Annotated in this window: 11 protein-coding genes; 2 read left to right on the forward strand and 9 right to left on the reverse strand. The window is 43.3% G+C overall.

Translation table 11 applies throughout. The features are described 5' to 3' along the window. Positions 1-55: 55 nt before the first annotated feature. The 9 genes from GKD17_RS19225 to GKD17_RS19265 all read right to left on the reverse strand — a co-directional run bounded on the left by GKD17_RS19225 (position 56) and on the right by GKD17_RS19265 (position 15875). On the reverse strand, positions 56-901 hold the full coding sequence (locus tag GKD17_RS19225; protein WP_007832891.1) for an endonuclease/exonuclease/phosphatase family protein: 846 nt from the start codon (positions 899-901) through the stop codon (positions 56-58). A 43-nt stretch (positions 902-944) separates the two neighbouring features. Beyond that, positions 945-2714 (reverse strand): SusD/RagB family nutrient-binding outer membrane lipoprotein, encoded by a 1770-nt coding sequence (locus GKD17_RS19230; RefSeq protein ID WP_007832889.1) that lies wholly within the window; start codon positions 2712-2714, stop codon positions 945-947. 23 nt (positions 2715-2737) lie between these two features. Continuing rightward, positions 2738-6139 carry a SusC/RagA family TonB-linked outer membrane protein gene (locus GKD17_RS19235; protein WP_007832887.1) on the reverse strand — a complete coding sequence of 1134 codons (3402 nt, stop codon included), beginning with the start codon at positions 6137-6139 and terminating at the stop codon, positions 2738-2740. 288 nt (positions 6140-6427) lie between these two features. Beyond that, positions 6428-8740, reverse strand: coding sequence for a GH92 family glycosyl hydrolase (locus GKD17_RS19240; RefSeq protein WP_007832883.1), 2313 nt, complete (start codon positions 8738-8740; stop codon positions 6428-6430). A 30-nt stretch (positions 8741-8770) separates the two neighbouring features. Beyond that, positions 8771-11053, reverse strand: coding sequence for a GH92 family glycosyl hydrolase (locus GKD17_RS19245; RefSeq protein ID WP_007832877.1), 2283 nt, complete (start codon positions 11051-11053; stop codon positions 8771-8773). A 17-nt stretch (positions 11054-11070) separates the two neighbouring features. Beyond that, positions 11071-12063: a FecR family protein gene (locus GKD17_RS19250; RefSeq protein ID WP_007832876.1), complete on the reverse strand. Its 993-nt coding sequence runs from the start codon at positions 12061-12063 to the stop codon at positions 11071-11073. Between the two features lie 28 nt (positions 12064-12091). Further along, a complete protein-coding gene (locus GKD17_RS19255) occupies positions 12092-12667 on the reverse strand; it encodes an RNA polymerase sigma-70 factor (protein WP_008654540.1) in 576 nt (191 codons plus the stop codon). Positions 12668-12863: 196 nt separating this feature from the next. After that, positions 12864-15086, reverse strand: a complete 2223-nt coding sequence (locus tag GKD17_RS19260; protein ID WP_007848853.1) for a GH92 family glycosyl hydrolase — start codon at positions 15084-15086, stop codon at positions 12864-12866. A gap of 93 nt (positions 15087-15179) precedes the next feature. Next, positions 15180-15875 (reverse strand): hypothetical protein, encoded by a 696-nt coding sequence (locus GKD17_RS19265; RefSeq protein ID WP_007832870.1) that lies wholly within the window; start codon positions 15873-15875, stop codon positions 15180-15182. A 472-nt stretch (positions 15876-16347) separates the two neighbouring features. Between GKD17_RS19265 and GKD17_RS19270 the strand changes: the two genes are divergently transcribed. Together GKD17_RS19270 and GKD17_RS19275 are read left to right on the forward strand one after the other, a co-directional pair. Next, entirely contained in the window at positions 16348-16656 is a 309-nt protein-coding gene (locus GKD17_RS19270; RefSeq protein ID WP_032935709.1) for an ATP-dependent Clp protease adaptor ClpS, read from the forward strand. 17 nt (positions 16657-16673) lie between these two features. Continuing rightward, a complete protein-coding gene (locus GKD17_RS19275) occupies positions 16674-18911 on the forward strand; it encodes an AAA family ATPase (protein ID WP_007832866.1) in 2238 nt (745 codons plus the stop codon). Positions 18912-18972: the final 61 nt, after the last annotated feature.

An 18972-nucleotide genomic window follows, 5' to 3' on the forward strand; every position in this document is an offset into this window, starting at 1 on the left:
CGCCGATAAAGCCCTTTTAAAGACTCTACCGGCGTAAGTTCACCTATTAAAAAAATCAGAATTCCAAGTCAGCCAACTGAGGATTATGATCGGAAAGCAAAGCTTCCGGTACTTCAGCCGGTATCTCACAGTTCTTTACCAGAACTTGCGGAGTGACAAAGATGAAATCAATCTTTTCACAATCCTCGGCCGGAATACGGGCAAAATCATGAAAAGTATAATCAACGCCGGTCACACGGGCAGCCGTCTTATAAGCATCCTTCATCACAAACTCGTTGGTAGTGATCGTTTCGTATGCATCGCTCGCATCGGTCACATTAAAGTCACCCGTAACCACTGCGGGGCGTTCGCCTACGATCTCTTTTATCTTACGGATAATGAGCAATGCGCTTTGACGGCGAGCCTCTTCACCTACATGGTCAAAATGAGTATTGACAGCCATGAATATCTTTCCGGTGGCCTTGTCTTTAAATTTCGCCCAAGTGGCGATACGGACACAAACCGCATCCCATCCCATCATTCCTACGCTATCGGGATTTTCGGCCAACCAGAAGGTATTGGAGTCCAACACCTCATATTTGTCCTTACGATAGAATAGCGGCGCATATTCACCTGCTGTCTTCCCGTCATCACGTCCCACACCGATACCATCGTATTCGGGCAAGCCTGCACGAAGATCCTGAAACTGGTTATGCAAAACTTCCTGCATACCGACAATATCCAGTTCACGGTCCTTAATAAACTGGCACACACGGTCTTTCCGATATTGCCAATTGTTCAAACTGTCTTGCGGATTGTCATAACGGACATTAAAAGTAGCCCAACGAACGTCGGTCTTCTTCTCTTCCGCACAGCCGCCCAATAACAGGACGGCTGCCAATAAAAATAGAATTTGCTTCATTTTGTTTCTTTTTATGTTCCCTAGGATACAAAGATAGCAATTTCTATCGGAAATTATTCGGAGTATGCCACTGACCTTTATCATTCATCGTATCGGCCACATCCCACCATACACGGCTACCCTGGTTCACATTGCCCGGTTTATTAGGGTTACGGGACTCGCTGTTAGGATAGTTGATGCGTTTGATAAGCTTGCCGGACGCCACTTCTCCATTGGAATTGTTTCCATTAACCGGAGCCAGCAGATAACGCGGATAGTCGGTACGACGCACTTCTGCCCATCCTTCATTTCCATTCGGGAAAACGGCAATCCACTTCTGAGTAATAATCTGTTCCAATTGTTCTTCCTTACTACCACCGGCAAATGCTTTTACGCCATCCAGATGACTGATGTATTCATTGGCCTTGTCCGCATCAATTTCATAATAATCCATAGATGCCTTGATACCTTTCAAATAAAGAGCTTCAGCAGTTTCATCCACCAATGACGGCCAGCGCAATGCTGCTTCCGCTTTCAGGAACAAACTTTCAGAATACCCCATCCAGACTATTTCACGGGCCAGATTCCACCAATAATCCTTGTTCATGGCATCAGATGACAGAATACAACGGTTGGCAGAGTATCTGTTCAGATAAGAGCCGCCTACATTGGTTTCTCCATTCATCACCCCGTTGAAATCTCTCTTCAGATTCTCTGTGGGAAGCGGACTGGTAGTCAACGAATCAAACGGAGTAGGACGGAACCATAAAACTTCACAACGAGGGTCAAGATAACAATTCTCAGAATTCTCATTGAAAGTAACGGCATCGGCTGCCGCACCTTCTTTCAAGGCCTGATTCTTATAGGCCCGTTCCATTTCTTTCGACAATACAGCATTGCCGGTCCAGCTGAACAACAATGCGTATATATTTTCATTACCGCCGGCGATATACTGACGTTTTGGAGTCTGCTTCATATTGTCATCCTGGCTTTGCATCAGACCGGCCGGATCTGTCAAAGCTGCTTTTGCCTGAGTCTGGGCCAATTCCGGATTTACATTGGATACACGCAAAGCAAGGCGCAAACGCAGTGTGTTGGCAAAACGACGCCATTTGTCCACATCACCTCCATAGCATTTGTCATTGTCACCTAAATCATACTGACTGACAGCAGGAAGATTTTCCTGGTGCAACTCTGTTATAGCCTGATCCAACAGCTGGAAAAGGATATTATAGACCTCTTTCTGAGGCGTATAAGACACATTTTCTTCCGGCGGCATAGCTCCCTTCACATAATAAGCGACGGGAATATCTCCGTAAGTATCTGTCTGCATGGACAACAAGAAAGCATAATAAATGCGGGTAATATAGAATGCCGTATGATAATAATCCTTATTACAGAAATAGAATGTCTTGACCAACTGACTGTATTCCGAAGTGCTGCGGTCATCATAGAAATGCTTCCATCGGCTGGCCGACCATCCATCCGTATAAGAATAGGTAGGCGCCTGATTCACAAAGCCGCTGACATTGTTTCCCCAATAACCGGCATAGATATCATGAGTCAGATTGGTCGTTGTCTGATAATCATTGTAAAGACCTTCGTAGGTGAAATTGGCAAAAATACTTCCGATAGCGCCTTCCATCCCTTTCAAACTTGCCATGGCATTGTCTGTCAAGGTGTAATCAATGTCTATTCCATCGGCCGATACATTCTCCACAGTCGGGTCGTAAATCGGTGCGTAAGGATTTGTATTCAATTCCTCAAAATCATGGCATCCGGCCAGAGCCAGCAATGAGCATAAGGCTACGGATTTATATAATTTGATTTTCATAATCAGTTTTTCCTTTTAATTAATTAGAAACCTAAGTTGATAGAAATACCGAAAGTACGTGTAAACGGCAACGATGCATAGTCAATGGCTTGTGAGAACATCGTAGTGTCATAGCCGCCTTCGGGGCTTGTACCCGGCGTGTGCTTCATCAGATAACACAAGTTACGTGCTACAAATGAAACATTCAGCGAGTTGACAGGAGTCTTCTTCAGCATAGATGAAGGGAATGAATAGCCAATTGACAATTCTTTCAGTTTAATGAATGAAGCATCGTAGATGAAATCCTCAGCCTGCAATGAGCCGTAGTATTCTGAGGCGGAAACCTGTTTTGTATTCACCTCGCCTGATTCTGTCACACCGGGGAATACCATCATATAGTTGTTTTCCTCACCACGGTTCAAGGTACGCTTAGCCAAACCGTTTCCGGTAGCCAGCATCTCGGAATAAGAGAAGATATCACCACCGAATTTCATATCAAACAGTGCAGACAGTGTAATCCCTTTATAAGTAAAGGTAGGAGATACAGACATGGTCAGCTTAGGCTGGATATTACCGATAGGTTTGTTCACATATTCAGACTCATTGGTCACAGTCATGGGCAAACCATTTTCATTTACGATAATATCACCGTTTTCATTGCGCTTATAAAGCGATGTAGCATAAATCTCGCCTAATTTGTGTCCGGCGCGTGTACCTACTTTTACAGGGAAGTTTCCATCACCGTTAAAGAACATATAGTTCACATTTTCTTCCGGAGCCAGTTCTTTCACTTTCGATACGTTGTGAGCCATATTCACATTCAAATCAAAAGCGAAATCCTTTGTTTCTACCAGAGTGGAATACAACATAAATTCTACACCTTGATTGGTTACCATACCTGCGTTTACCCATTGGCCACCACTCCAGGGAGCTGCTGCGGGCACTTTCATAATCTGGTTCTTTGTTTTGCTGTAATAGTAAGTAAAGTCAAAGCCCAGACGGTTGTTCAAGAACTTCATGTCCAGACCTGCTTCATAAGAGGTCGCGATTTCAGGCTTCAACTGATCGTTCATCTTCACATTATCCTTGGTCGGAGTCAATACACCATTATCGAATTTGAAAGAGTAGGTGTTGTATAACTGATAAGGGCTTGTGTCCTTACCTACCTGTGCGGCAGACAGACGTGCCTTGGCAAATGTCACCCAGCTTGGCAACGGTTTGTCGATGGAGCGCAAAAAGTCGGAAACCACGAAACTGAGGTTGGCAGACGGATAGAAGAAAGAATTGTTACCTGACGGAAGAGTGGATGACCAGTCGTTACGAGCTGTCAAATCCAAAGACAGATATTCCTTCCATGCCATCTGTACAGAGCCGAACACTGAGTTCATGGCACGCTTGTAACCATCCTCACTACCGGTTCTCAACAAATTGGCCGCATTCAGCATCCAATTACCTTTATCCACCATATTACCTACGCCCACACCCAAAGTTTCCGAACGCTGGTACATAAAGTTACCACCGACATTGAAGCCCAGACGGAAGTTATCAGTCAACTGACGGTCACCCATCAAAATGACTTCAGCATTTGACTCGAAGAAGTTTTCTTCACTACGGTCCATTGAGTCATTCGTAATCATGGAAGTATTGGCTTCTCCATTGATACCATCACCCGCATTGGTGCTTTGCACTCTGGTGCGGTAGTAGTCAAAAGCGTATTTGGCAGACAGATGCAGCCAATCTGTGAAATTGATTTTCATGCTATAATATCCGAAAGCACGCCAGCGTTCATCTGAATTCTGACGCTGATGCAATACATAATAAGGATTACGGATACTGGCAGTAGGTCCTGTCCAGTTCACATGCGCATGAGTTTCATCAGAATATTGTTTCAAGTCATCCAGACGGACGTTGTTAGGGATTCTCATCAACTGGGAAATAGCACCGTAATCACCATACAGTGGACGGTTATCGGCTTTTGTACGTGAAAGAGAAATCTTTCCGTCCATAGACACCCATTTGTTCAATTCCGTTCCTGCATTCAGGTCGGCATTCACACGGCTCAAACTTTCAGTGGGGAATACACCGTCATTATCTGAGTATCCGAAAGAAGTACGGAAATGTGATTTCTCTGTACCGTTGCTGATAGATACGTTATGCGTATGCGAGAAACCGGTATCAAAATAATCTTTCAACTTATCCCCATAGTTAGAGTAAGCGTAAGTTTCTCCGTTCCAAGCCTCTTTCATGCTTCCATCCAATACCGGGCCCCAGCTTCCGCTATCCGTTTTGTCATACACCGCAGTCTTGGCATCTTTTGTATCAATATGTCCTTGTCCGTAACGGCGTTGCATATCCAATGTCTCGCCGATAGCTGTCCAAGTGAAGTTACCACTATAACGGATTCCGAAACCATCTTTCTTACTGCCTTTCTTTGTCGTAATCAAGATAACGCCATTACCTGCACGCGAACCGTAAAGAGCAGCCGCATTCGGACCTTTCAATACCGAGATGCTCTCGATGTCATCCGGATTAATGTCCATGGAAGCGCTACCACGGTCAACACCATCATAGCGGGATGCGCTTGAAGTGCTAGTGTCGCTGAAAGGAACGCCATCCACAATCCATAACGGCTGATTGTTGTCGGTAAGAGAAGAGTTACCACGAATGGTGATTTTCGTAGAACCACCTAAACCTGTAGCCGAAGTATTCATCTGAAGACCTGCCACCTTACCTTGCAAGGCACTGGTCACAGACGGGTCACCTGTCTTGTTCAGTTCATCACTTTTCAGTTCCTGAACCGCATAACCCAACATCTTCTTCTCACGTTTGATCCCCAAAGCGGTTACCACCACTTCGCCAATCTGCTGTGTGTCTTCCTGCATGGTTACGTTCAGTACATTCTTGCCATCGGGCTTCAACGTTTCCGAACGGTAACCAATGTATGAGAACACAATCTCGCCATTTCCGGGAACCGACAAAGAATAGTTACCTTCAAAGTCAGTAATCGTACCGGCTGTAGGGTTTCCTTTCACTTGTACGTTTACACCAATCAAGGCCTCTCCTGTCGCATCAACCACTGTTCCGGTCACTGTATGCTCCTGTCCTGTCTGTTGAGGTGTCTGAGGTTCTCCGGGTGCTGATAGATAGACAATATTATCCTCTATCTTGTAGGTAATTCCTTTGCCTTGCAAAGCTGCATCAAGTACAGACTGCAATGAACCGTTCTTTACATCAATGGCATTCACCGGCGTTTCAGCCAGTTTGTCATCATAGAAAAACTGATAGTTAGACTGTGATTTGATGTTCTTGATTACCGCTCCAAGAGTTGTCTTGGGAGTTGAAAGAACAATTTGTGCGCGAGTCCATTGCATGGGTGCAGCCACAAACAAAAGAATCAAAAGCGCCCTGAGTAATTTGGGCTTTCTCATTAATTGATTGCCTTTCATAATTTATTAAATTAGTTAACACTGACTTATTTTTCTCCAGTGAAGGGGTTCTCATGCCCCTTTCGAGAATAAAAACAGGCAGCTAAAAGAAAACACTTACTCCATCTCGTTCTTTTTTCTAAATTTTCTAGAAAAAACAGAGGAAAGGCAAAAGTAGTGATATCATCGGACTTTGACGTATAGAAGAAATATTTAAAAACAAAAAGGGGATGTACTCTTGCAATGCTGCCAAAAGAGAACATCCCCCTCCAACCTCTCTTTACAAGAGAGAAATGCATGGTGAAACTTTTATTTCATTGTTTCGTCTTTTGAAAATGAATAAGGCAAATCACTTTCTTGTGTTCCACGTTGCATATTCGGACGGTCGGTCATCTTGAAATCGATAACACCACCTTGTAACAATTCATTGTGTTTCAAATAATTCTTGGTATAAACAGTACCGTTTACACGCATTTCATCTACATATCGGTTGGTATCGCTGTTATCCGGTGCGGTTATTACCAAGTTCTTTCCGTTTTCAAAATGCAGTGTCGCTTTCTTGAACAACGGAGCACCCAGAATATATTCATCTGTACCGGGACATACCGGATAGAATCCTAATGCAGAGAATACATACCATGCCGAAGTCTGTCCATTATCCTCGTCACCGCAATATCCGTCAGGTCCGGCTGTATACATACGGTTCATCACCTCACGCAACCAATATTGGGCTTTCCAAGGCTGACCCGCATAATCATACATATAAATCATGTGCTGAATGGGCTGGTTTCCATGTGCATAGTTACCCATATTCATAACTGTCATTTCACGGATTTCATGAATCACCTGTCCATAATAGCTATCATCAAAGATAGGGGGAACCGAAAAGACAGAATCAAGCATGGTAATGAACATTTCCTTACCTCCCATCAAGTCAATCAAGCCTTGGGGATCATGGAATACAGACCAAGAATAGTGCCAGCTGTTTCCTTCCGTAAAGTCACCTCCCCACTTTAACGGTGAGAATTTAGGAGCGAATTTGCCGTCCTTCTGCTTGCCGCGCATCAGCTTGCTTTCCGAATCAAACAGGTTCTTGTAATTCATGGCACGCTTGGCAAAGAGTGCGATTTCCTTCTTCGGACGTTTCAATTCTTTCGCCAGCTGATAAATACACCAGTCATCGTATGCATATTCCAATGTACGGGCTGCATTCTCATGAATCTTCACATCACAAGGCACATAGCCCAGCTTGTTATAATATTCATATCCCAGACGTCCGGTAGAAGAAACTTCAGGATGTACAGCTTCCGTTCCATGAATCAGTCCTTTGTATAATGTTTCCACATCTTCCACACGTACTCCTTTCAGATAAGCATCGACCAAGATAGAAGCTGAATTATTGCCGACCATGCAACCACGATGACCGGGGCTGGCCCATTCGGGGAAAAAGCCGCTTTCCTTATAAGTATTAATCAAACCTTCCTGTATTTCCTGATTTACCGAAGGATACATCAGGTTCAAGAAAGGGAACAAGCAACGGAATGTATCCCAGAATCCTGTATCCGTATACATATATCCCGGCAATGTTTCCCCATTGTAAGGACTGTAATGAACAGGTTGCCCATTGGCATCCAGTTCATAGAATTTACGCGGGAACAACAAGGAACGGTACAAGCAGGAATAGAAAGTACGGTATTGATCCAATGTTCCACCTTCCACTTCTACTTTACCTAAGACCTCATTCCAGGCATCTTTACCTTTCTGTACCAATACTTCAAAACTGTCTCCACCCAATTCCTTCAGATTCTGAATTGCTTGTTCAGGACTGATGAATGAAGAAGCGACACGGGCATGAACTACTTCGCCTTTCTTTGTCTTGAAACCGATAACGGCTCCGGTATGGAAATCAGTCTGCTCCAGTTTACCTTCTTTCAAGGTTACAGGAACACTGCCGTCCGGTTTTTCAGGCTGTACATCGTTAGAGAACGTAGCCTCATAAGTAAACGGCTTATCAAACTCAATAACGAAATAATTCTTGAAGTTGGCAGGAACACCACCACTGTTGCGAGTGGTATAGCCCACAATTTTGTTTTCTCCGGGAATCACCTTGATAGATGAGCCACGATCAAAAGCATCAACCACTACGTATGAGTCATTTTCAGGAAAAGTAAAGCGGAACATAGCGGCACGTTCCGTAGGAACCATTTCAGTCACCACATCATGTTCTGCCAAATAAACCTTATAATAATAAGGTTTTGCAATTTCAGCTTTATGAGAGAACCAACTTGCACGCTTGTCCTCCTCAAATTCCGGTTTTCCAGTTACGGGCATGATGGAAAATTGACCATAGTCATTAATCCACGGACTGGGCTGATGGGTTTGTTTGAAACCACGGATTTTATTAGCCGTATAGACATACTGCCATCCGTCCCCCATCTTTCCTGTCTGGGGAGTCCAGAAATTCATACCCCACGGACGGGATATGGCAGGATAAGTATTTCCTGTAGAGAGTTCAAAGGAAGACTGTGTACCTACCAACGGACTCACATAGTCTGCATAATCCTTTGCCTGCACAAACAGTGTAACACACAGGACTGCAACTGATAGAAATAATTTTTTCATGATATTGTTATTTGGGTTAAGTTATACTTTTTAATTCTTTATCTGTTTTCCCCATTCCGTCGGTACGGGACTCATGGTAATCTCCATCGTTCCCCCACGTACTATGTCATTATGGGTAAAGAAAGGAACATCCAGTGGTTTTCCGTTCAACAGAACCGACTCAATGTACTTATTGGTCTTCGAGTTGTTGTGGGTACGGATAACGAAAGTCTTGCGGTCGGGCAGATTAATCGTCACCTCCTCAAACAACGGACGTCCGATAGAATAAACCGGCTTGCCGGGACATACCTGATAGAAGCCCATGGAGTTCAAAATATACCATGCAGACATCTGACCGCAATCTTCATTACCCGACAAGCCATCAGGAGCATTGAAATACTGGTTATGCAGCACACTGTCAACCAATTCCTGAGTACGCCATGGACGATTTACATAGTTATACATGTGAGTAATGTGATGACTCGGCTCATTGCCATGCGCATACTGGCCTATCAGTCCTGTGATATCAGCAGAGGTAGCCTCTCCTTCCAACTGGGAAGAAACCGTAAACAAAGAATCCAGCTTTCCAACGAAAGCATCCTCTCCACCCATCAACTTCACCAATCCCGGAATATCATGCGGAACAAACCAAGTCCACTGCCATGCAGTTCCTTCACAATAATCATCATTACGGTGATTGGAAGAACGGGGATTGAACGGGGTACGCCATTCACCTTTACTATCCAATCCGCGCATGAAACGGGTGGCAGGATCAAAATAAAATTCGTACGCATCCGCAAAACGGGCATATTTCTCCTTGGTTTCAGTATCTCCCAGGCTGTCTGCCAACACGGAAATACACCAGTCATCGTATGCATATTCCAACGCTTTCGCAACCGATTCATTCTCACGATCACACGGGATATAGCCAAGGGTATTCTTATAGTAACGAGCTTTAGGCATTACATAAGGAATCAGCCAACCGGGAGCGACAATACCGGTCGTATCATATTCCGCCGCACGCAAACATGCCTTGTAAGCTTCCTGCACATCAAAATCGCGATATCCCTTCACATAAGAATCGGCTACCAACGAAGCCGCATGATACCCTACCATCGTTCCGGTATAATTGGATACACAATCCCATTTCGGGAAAATACCACCTTCTTGATGCTTCTTTATCAATGAACGGATAAATTCCGTATTCAACTGAGGATCGACAATAGTCAGTAACGGATGTAACGCACGGAAAGTATCCCACAAAGAGAAAATGGTATAAACCGGATGTTTCATGTCGGTGGTATGCACTTTCAAATCCATTCCCAAGTAACGCCCGTCTACATCAGTAAACAGATTGGGACTTAGGAAAGCATGATACATAGCCGTATAGAAAATGGCACGCTGGTCTTCATTATTGGTTTTGACTGCAATCTTTGACAGGCATTCATTCCATTTCTTCTTAGCATCGGCACGCACTCCATCAAAATTCCAACCGGGCATCTCAGCCTGGAGGTTCTTATAAGCACCTTCCGCATCAACAGAAGAGATAGAGAACTTAGCCAGCACTTGTTCGTCTTTCGCCGTTTCAAAATGCAAAAGCATTTTGCATACAGGAATCTGTTTGTCATTTTCCTGAACAGTATCCGTGTACAAAGTATACGTGAAGGGTTTGGAAAATACGGCATAAAAATAAAGATCCTGCCGGTATGCCCAATAGGCACTGCGTTTGCGCCCCCGCAACACAGTATCATTCACAGCCTCCACTTCCATGACCTGATTGATTTGTTGCTGAATATTATAGTCCATATCCAAGATAAATCCTGACTCCTTACTTTCCGGGAAAGTATACCGATGCATTGCCGCACGCTCTGTTGAGGTCAGTTCGGCTTTTACCCCGTATGTATCCAGGAAGACAGAATAATATCCCGGTTCGGCATGTTCCTTTTCATGAGAAAAAGCCGATGCGAAAGGACGCTTCTGGCTTTCTGTTCCCAAAAAATCAGTGCGTTGCACACCTACAGTCGGCATCAACAGGAAATCTCCGAAATCCGCACACCCGGTACCACTAAGACGTGTATGGGCAAAGCCATTGATCGTAGTATCTTCATAATAATATCCGGAACAGGAATCCCAACCGTCAATACGAGTATCTGGTCCCGGCTGTATCATGCCATGGGGAACCATAGCACCCGGATGGGTATGTCCATGGCCTCCTGTACCAATAAAAGAGTTGACATAATGGGTGTAATCATTCATTTCATTGCCCTCAGAATCACATGCGGTGAAACACAATAACCCTAGAAGACAGCCGCTTAAGAGCATGTTGATTTTCATAGTTCTTTATTTAAAAATTATTTCGTTTCCGATGAGATAAATATATTGTTATCATCTACTTTCTTATAATTGAAAGGAATAGAGTTACGCAAAGAATTCAGCACAGACTCTATATTATCTTTCTTTTTCAGCACTCCTGAATAAGTATTGGTACTGTCTACATCCGGTGAAAGGATAATCTTCACCCCATAGAACCGTTCCAATGCTGCCGCAATCTGGAAAATAGATGATTTTTCAAATGGAATCAAATCATTATGCCAGACTATCTCCATCTTGGGATCGACCTGTTTTACCTGCATCCGCCCTGTCACCCTGTTTAAAACAGCCTTTTGTCCCGGTAACAAAGTAATTCTGCCTTTATCTGATTTATCTTTTACCTCAACTTCCCCCTCTACCAGAGTCGTTTCAGCAAAACTGTTATCCGGACGGCATTTTATATTGAAAGAGGTTCCCAAGACCCTGACATCCATTGCCTGGCTTTTTACCGTAAAAGGTTTCTCATGATTACGTGCCACTTCAAAATAAGCCTCCCCATCCAGATATACATGACGTTCTTTACCTTCAAAAGCACGCGGATATTTTAAAACAGACGACTGGTTCAACCATACTTTTGTCCCGTCAGGCAACAACATCTCACGCACTTGTCCATGAGCAGCCGATGCTACCACCAATTCCTCCGCTTTATTCCGGAACCAATAGGCCAATCCCGCAGCCAGCACTATCACGCCCACTATAGCAGCTGCATAACGCAACACACTCTTAAGCTTGAACACCTCCTGTCTCTTTTGATTTTCCTGTTCCAATCTTCTACCCAACCTGCGCTCTGCCTTCGCTACCAGATTTTCCTCCTCAAAGGGGAATTTACCTAACTGATAAATCTCCTCCATACGGAATAACTCTCCGGCATTCTCATCAGATTCTTTCATCCATTCATTGATAAGAACAAAATCCTCCTCCGAGCATCGGTTTTCCAAATACCTGATAATAATATCTTCGTTAAGTTTACTCATCTTTTTCCCTATTCATATAGTAAACAATTCAACTTGTAAAAACACTTAGCAGTTTTGCTGAAAATATAATCAATGACAATAATAAATGGCTGAGACGTTCGCGCAAAAATTTCAAGGCCTTATACATATGTGCCTCTACGGTACGTAAAGAAATACCAAGAGTATCAGCAATTTCCTTGTTTTTCATATCATGAAGATAACTCAGTTTGAACACCTCCTTACATTTATCCGGCAATTCATTAATCGCTTCAAAAATTTCCTGACGTAATTCCTGATTCTCTATCTTTTTAATAACTTCAGCATGATCCGGCTGGTAATATTGCAATTTTCGTTCATAGATTTCTATCATTGCCGCACTGTAGTTGTTCTCTATAACCTGATGCTTCAATAAATTTATAGCCTTGGTATATACAGAACGATAAAGGAAAGCTAAAATCTGCTCTCCTATGACGACTGAATCTCTCCGCCTCCACAACTCCACAAAAACATCCTGCACTACATCTTCGGCTTCTTCGGTACCGACCAGCCGTGTCGCATAAAACAACAGCTTAGGATAGCATTGACGAAAGACGGCCTTATAGGTGTCATCAAGTTCCTCGTTCATATTATATAATTCACCTTTGTATGAGGAGGGAGCCAATGTTCCAAATAACGATCCAATCATCCACTGCAGGGGTAGAAAGCTTCCGCTCATCATACAATTTTCACGCAGATTCAACCCGCCTCTACAGCAAAACGATAACAACAAATATCACTTTTAACTCACCTCCTGTACAATTCTTAATAAGTTGAACCAATTATTATCTATACCAAATATTTCCCGGTTCCGGACCCATTTCAAATTCTACAGTAGCACCGTCCATTATTTGCCGGTGTGTGATATAGCTCTTATCGTATGGTTGCCCATTTACTTTCACCGACTGGATATAGATATTTTCACGACTTACTCCAGGGGCCAGTACTGTGAACGTTTTTCCATTATCCAAATGCATCTGTATTTCGGAGAACAACGGCGTACCAATCTCATATTCACCACTTACCGGATTGACAGGATAAAATCCCATAGCACTGAATACATACCAAGCAGACATCTGTCCACAATCCTCATTACCACACAGTCCGGCAGGTGCATTGAAATAAAGGTCATGCATGACCTGCGCCGCATACTTCTGAGTTTTCCAAGGCTGACGTACCTTATTATATAGATAAATCACATGATGGCTAGGCTCATTACCATGAGCATACTGACCAATCATACCTGTACTGAAAAGAGGCAAATCTGCATTACTAGCCGGGATATAAGTAAACATACTATCCAACTTTTCTGTAAAACGATCCTTACCACCAGTCAAGGCAATTAACCCCTTAATATCCTGCTGTACAGACCAAAAGTACTGCCAACCGTTACTTTCACAAATATGGGCAGTGTAGTCATCCGGGCTGAAATTAGGTTGGAATATTCCTTTATCATCTATCGGCTGCATGAAGCTTGATGCCGGATTGAACACATTGCGATAATTCTGAGAACGCTTGTAGAATTCGTCCGCTAATTGAGTCCTCCCCATCTTCCGGGCCATTTCGGCTATGCAATAATCATCAAAAGCATATTCTAATGTCTTGGAAAGCGACCAATTTTCCGCATTATATTCATCCTTTATATTATAAGGTATATATCCTAACTTTTTATACAAACCAATGCCACGATAATTATCCAAATTAGCAGTAGTCACACAAGCCTCCAATGCCTTCTCAGCATCAAAATCACCAATACCTTTCAAATAAGCATCAACAATAACAGGCACAGCATGGTAGCCAATCATCATATCAGTTTCACTTCCCCAAAAGTTCCATACCGGCAAACGTCCGTTCTGTTCATAAAAAGCAATGAATGATTTCACCATATCATTGACACGTTGAGGTTCCGTATAAGTAAATAACGGATGTGCGGCACGATAAGTATCCCACAATGAAAAGGTTCCATAATTCACCCAACCATCCGTCTGATGAATTTTCTTATCGGGACCATAATAAGACCCGTCCACATCACTGTAAATAGTCGGGGCAATCATAGTATGATACAATGCTGTATAGAAATTGACCTTATCGTCCTTGTTGTCACCTGTTATTTCTATTTTTCCTAGCTGGCGGTTCCAATTATCTTTAGTTTCAGCCAAATATTTATCGAAATCATTGTGAGGTGCCTCAGCCGCCATGTTTTTAGCGGCACCTTCCATGCTCACTCCCGAAAGAGCAGTACTCAGAACAATCTGTTCTCCTTTTTCCGTATCAAAATTAAAGCGGGCGATATAAGCCGTACCTACACGTTTACCTTTCAAAGTAATGGCAGTAGTATCCATCTCTACCGAAGCAAACGGTTTGGAGAAACGAGTACGAAAATACACATGCTGGTCTCTTGCCCATCCTTCAGAAAAACGATATCCCTGAATAGTGCATGAGTCAATTATTTCAATATAAGAATCATTGGTAAAATCCCAATTCATCGCTTTCTTCAGATTCAGAAAGACAGCCGACTCCCCTTCAGGAAACGTATAACGCTGGATGCCGCAACGCTCTGTAGCAGTTAATTCCACATTGATATCATAATCTTTCAGCAACACGCGATAGTAACCTGCTGAAGCCTCTTCATCCGCATGAGAGAATTTGGAATAGATGCCTAAAGGAGCTTCCGCTTCCTGATAAGGCAAAGTAACAGGCATAAAAGAGATATCATACAAGTCTCCGGCTCCCGTCCCCGACAAATGGGTATGACTGAATCCGGCAATCGTACTGTCCGGATAAAAATAGCCGGAAATACGGTCCCATCCGGGCAAGCCGTTATCCGGACTAAGTTGTACCATTCCGAAAGGCGCTTGCGCTCCCGGATAAGTATTGCCGGTAAAATCGGTTCCGATAAACGGATTCACCAATTGGGTATAATCGGTTGACGGCTGGGTTTGTTTATTGGACACACAGGCTCCAAATGCCACTAAAGAAATGAATAGCGCGAGAACAGGTGTTTTCATACTTAAGAGGTTTTTCATTATTACTTTGTTACAAAAATACACATTATAATAATACGAACAACCTTATTATGAAAAACACTTAGCTTTAATTCATTATTTTTTCGTATTTAAATAGTAAAGAAGGGATTCTTTCACCTTTTCATCCGAAGTTACAATCAAAAATTCACCGCCTCTTTTATCATACAGAAAGCAATAGGTCTTATAAAGAGCTATACCTGCTATCTCTTCCCAAGGGAATGTCTGTTTCAGTTTCGCCTTGTCATATGTCAACCCTTCCGGAGTTATTTCCACCCAAGTCTGCCCTGCAATACTCCGCTTATAAATTTTATTTAGTCTGACAGGCAGCATAATCAAGATATAGATAAGACACAAGAACCAAATCAGCAGCGGGCTGAACAGGCTTTGCTCTTCGGGAACAATATAGTGCCCTGTACACAATGCAATACAAATATAAATGATAAACAACAAAGAAAAACTGAAATGACGGATGTCCCACAATTTATACAAAGCATACTTTTTCAGGCTGATATTATAATCACAAACCACGACACCTGGTTCCCGTGTCAGTTTGCTTTTCGGTATGCTGAAGATACGCAATATCTGGATTCCCCGCTTCACGCCGTACCCGAATAATAAAACCATCACACCAAGATTTATCAAGATCCACCACCACAATGATTCGTTTGCCAAAGCCGGTTGCCCGACAAGCACCATTGATGCAAAAGTGATACCCGCCACCAATAACAACATACTACAAATTACAGTTAAAATCCATCCTCTTGTTTTCATAATAACCTTTTTACTTTATTCCATGACGGGAAACAAAGATAAAAGATTATGGCTAGATAACAAATAAAGAGCCGTCGAATTATTAATCACAGACCATATTATACATAAAATTGCCTGAAAGCAATCTTATTTGCCATTCCTTCACACCTCGAATTTAAATTGTTGTTTGGTTAGGAAGTTAGAAGTTTTTTCGTATGTTTGTCGCAAATATTAATGAAAAACACATTTCTATCTATGAAAAAGAGTGATATTCTGTTCTTTTTATTTATAATAGCATTGTTTCTGCCCTTTTTTATTAGTGATACCATTTATGAATGATACAAATCTTTCAATGCAATCCATGGTATGGTTATGAGTTTTGTGAAGTTCGCCATTCTAGCTACTTTGGGAGACAAAATTCATCTCTTCCCTACCCTACCTTTCCAATACTTTCCCTACCTTTGTGCCATAAGTACGTATGACAAATACCAATATGGAACAACAACAATCATCTTATAAAGAAAAAGAACGTATAGACCTTCACGAGCCGCGACGCTTCAAAGTTATCATTTTCAATGACGACTTTACTACAATGGAATTTGTTGTAAAGATATTAACTACCGTTTTTTTCAAATCAACGATGGAAGCAGAAGCTTTGATGATACAGGTACATAAAAGTGAATCGGCCGTAGTAGGCATCTATACGTATGATATCGCCCGGTCAAAAGTACAAAAAGCCACCCGTATGGCTCGTGAAGAGGGATTCCCTCTCCGACTCACGGTTACACCGGAAGAAGAATAAAAAATCAAGAATAAGATATGGATATACCAAATACCGATTCGGTGAACTACGCTTTCGCTTCTGCGCAGAGCCAAGCGATGCAATATCGGCATGAATTTATCACGCCCGAACACTTATTGAGCGCATTGCTGAAACAAGTTCCTTTTCAAAAAGCATTGGCAGAGTGTTTTTGTACCCCGGAAGAACTGTCCCAGTCCATTTCCGAATATCTGTCAAAAGAAGTGGAACGAGTTCCTCAAGAAATAGAATATGAATTGGAAATTTCAGGTCAACTCTCCGAGCTGCTGCAATATGCCTATATGACAATCAGCCATTCAAGCGCAGAAGAAATGGATGTTCCTCATCTGGTACAAGGAATGCTTCAACTGGAAGATTCATGGGCTGGCTATCTGTTAAAAAAAACAGTGGGCGAAGATATGCCGGAATTCTTCAGCACCCTCATTTCAAATTACGAGCACATGAATCAGTTTCAAGAGGAAACTTCCTCTGAGCAAGAGAAAAGCGAGCCTTGGCGTAACTATGTTACCTGCCTCAACGAGGGCCTGCAAGACCGGAATCCGCTTATAGGCAGGGATGTGGAATTGGAACGCACCATTCAGGTTCTCTGCCGCAAAGAAAAGAACAATCCTCTGCACGTGGGCGAACCGGGAGTGGGAAAAACCGCACTGGCCTACGGACTGGCCGCACGTATAGAAGCAGGCAATGTTCCCGAACGTCTCACAGGTTGTCGTATCTACGAGCTGGATTTAGGCAACTTATTGGCCGGTACACAATATCGGGGTGAGTTCGAGAAAAGGCTGAAAGCCATTATGGAAGGAATACGGAAAGAAGGACACGCCATTGTATATATAGATGAAATACATAACCTGATAGGCGCCGGACGGACGGGAGACGGTTCGATGGATGCCTCTAATATGCTCAAGCCTTATCTGGAAGGAGGAGAGATCCGATTTATCGGCTCCACTACTTACGAAGAATTCAACCGCTATTTTTCGCGTAGCAGAGGATTAGTACGGCGTTTCCAACAGATTGACATACAAGAACCGGGAATCGAGGAAACCATCCACATAGTGGAAGGGTTAAAAGAAAAATACGAAACGTTCCACGGAGTGATTTATGAAGAAGGAGTGATAGCGTATGCCGTTACAGCCGCCGCACGGTACATCAGCGACCGTTTCTTGCCCGACAAGGCCATAGACCTGGTAGACGAAGCCGGTGCTTATCGTGAGATCCACCCCACAGATACAGAAAAACAAACGGTGGACAAAGCATTGATAACCGATATACTGGCACGTATCTGTAAAGTGGATGTACTTGCCATGAAGGAAGAAGACAATGCCACATTAGAAACCTTGCATGAACGCATCAGTGCAAAGATATACGGTCAGGAAGAAGCTGTCTGCCAAGTGGTGGAAGCCGTACAAATGGCCAAAGCCGGGCTACTGGACGAAAACAAACCACTGGCAAGCCTTCTCTTCGTCGGCCCCACCGGTGTGGGAAAGACAGAGGTAGCCAAAGTATTGGCTTCCGAACTAGGTATCGCCCTGCAACGCTTTGACATGAGCGAATATACGGAAAAGCATACAGTGGCCAAACTCATCGGCTCACCTGCCGGATATGTAGGTTATGAAGACGGTGGACTGCTGACAGATGCTATCCGCAAAACTCCCAATTGTGTGTTACTGCTTGACGAAATCGAGAAAGCACATCCCGATGTGTTCAATATTCTGCTGCAAGTTATGGACTATGCCGTACTGACGGATAACAAAGGACGAAAAGCGGACTGCCGTCATGTGATACTTATCATGACCTCCAATGCCGGAGCGCAATTCGCACACCAAGCCTCTATAGGTTTCGGCGGACAGGTTGCTGCTGGAGAGGCAATGTTGAAACAAGTTAAGAAAACTTTCAAGCCTGAATTTATCAACCGGTTGTCTGCAACAGTTGTTTTCCATGATATGGATTACGGAATGGCTTCCCTCATCCTAAACAAAAAGCTCGGCGAACTGAGAAACAAGCTGTCGGCGCGTCATGTAGAAATGGAACTCAGCCTGGAAGCCTATAAACATCTGCTGAAGCTAGGTTTTACCAAAGAATATGGGGCCAGAGAAATGGACAGGGCAATTGCCTCGCATCTGAAACCACTGCTTATGCGTGAAATTCTATTCGGAACATTAAAAACGGGAGGCAAAGTGGAAGTGACAGTAGAGAACGGACAATTGAGCTTGCAAGTACTCAAAGAGCAACAAGCCTAAATGAAACCGGTAACTCCTCCGTAGGGGCATACATACGAGTCAGTCCCTACAGGAGACAGTA

Origin of the sequence: Phocaeicola dorei, from assembly GCF_013009555.1 — a bacterium.
In the GTDB taxonomy this organism is placed as follows: domain Bacteria; phylum Bacteroidota; class Bacteroidia; order Bacteroidales; family Bacteroidaceae; genus Phocaeicola; species Phocaeicola dorei.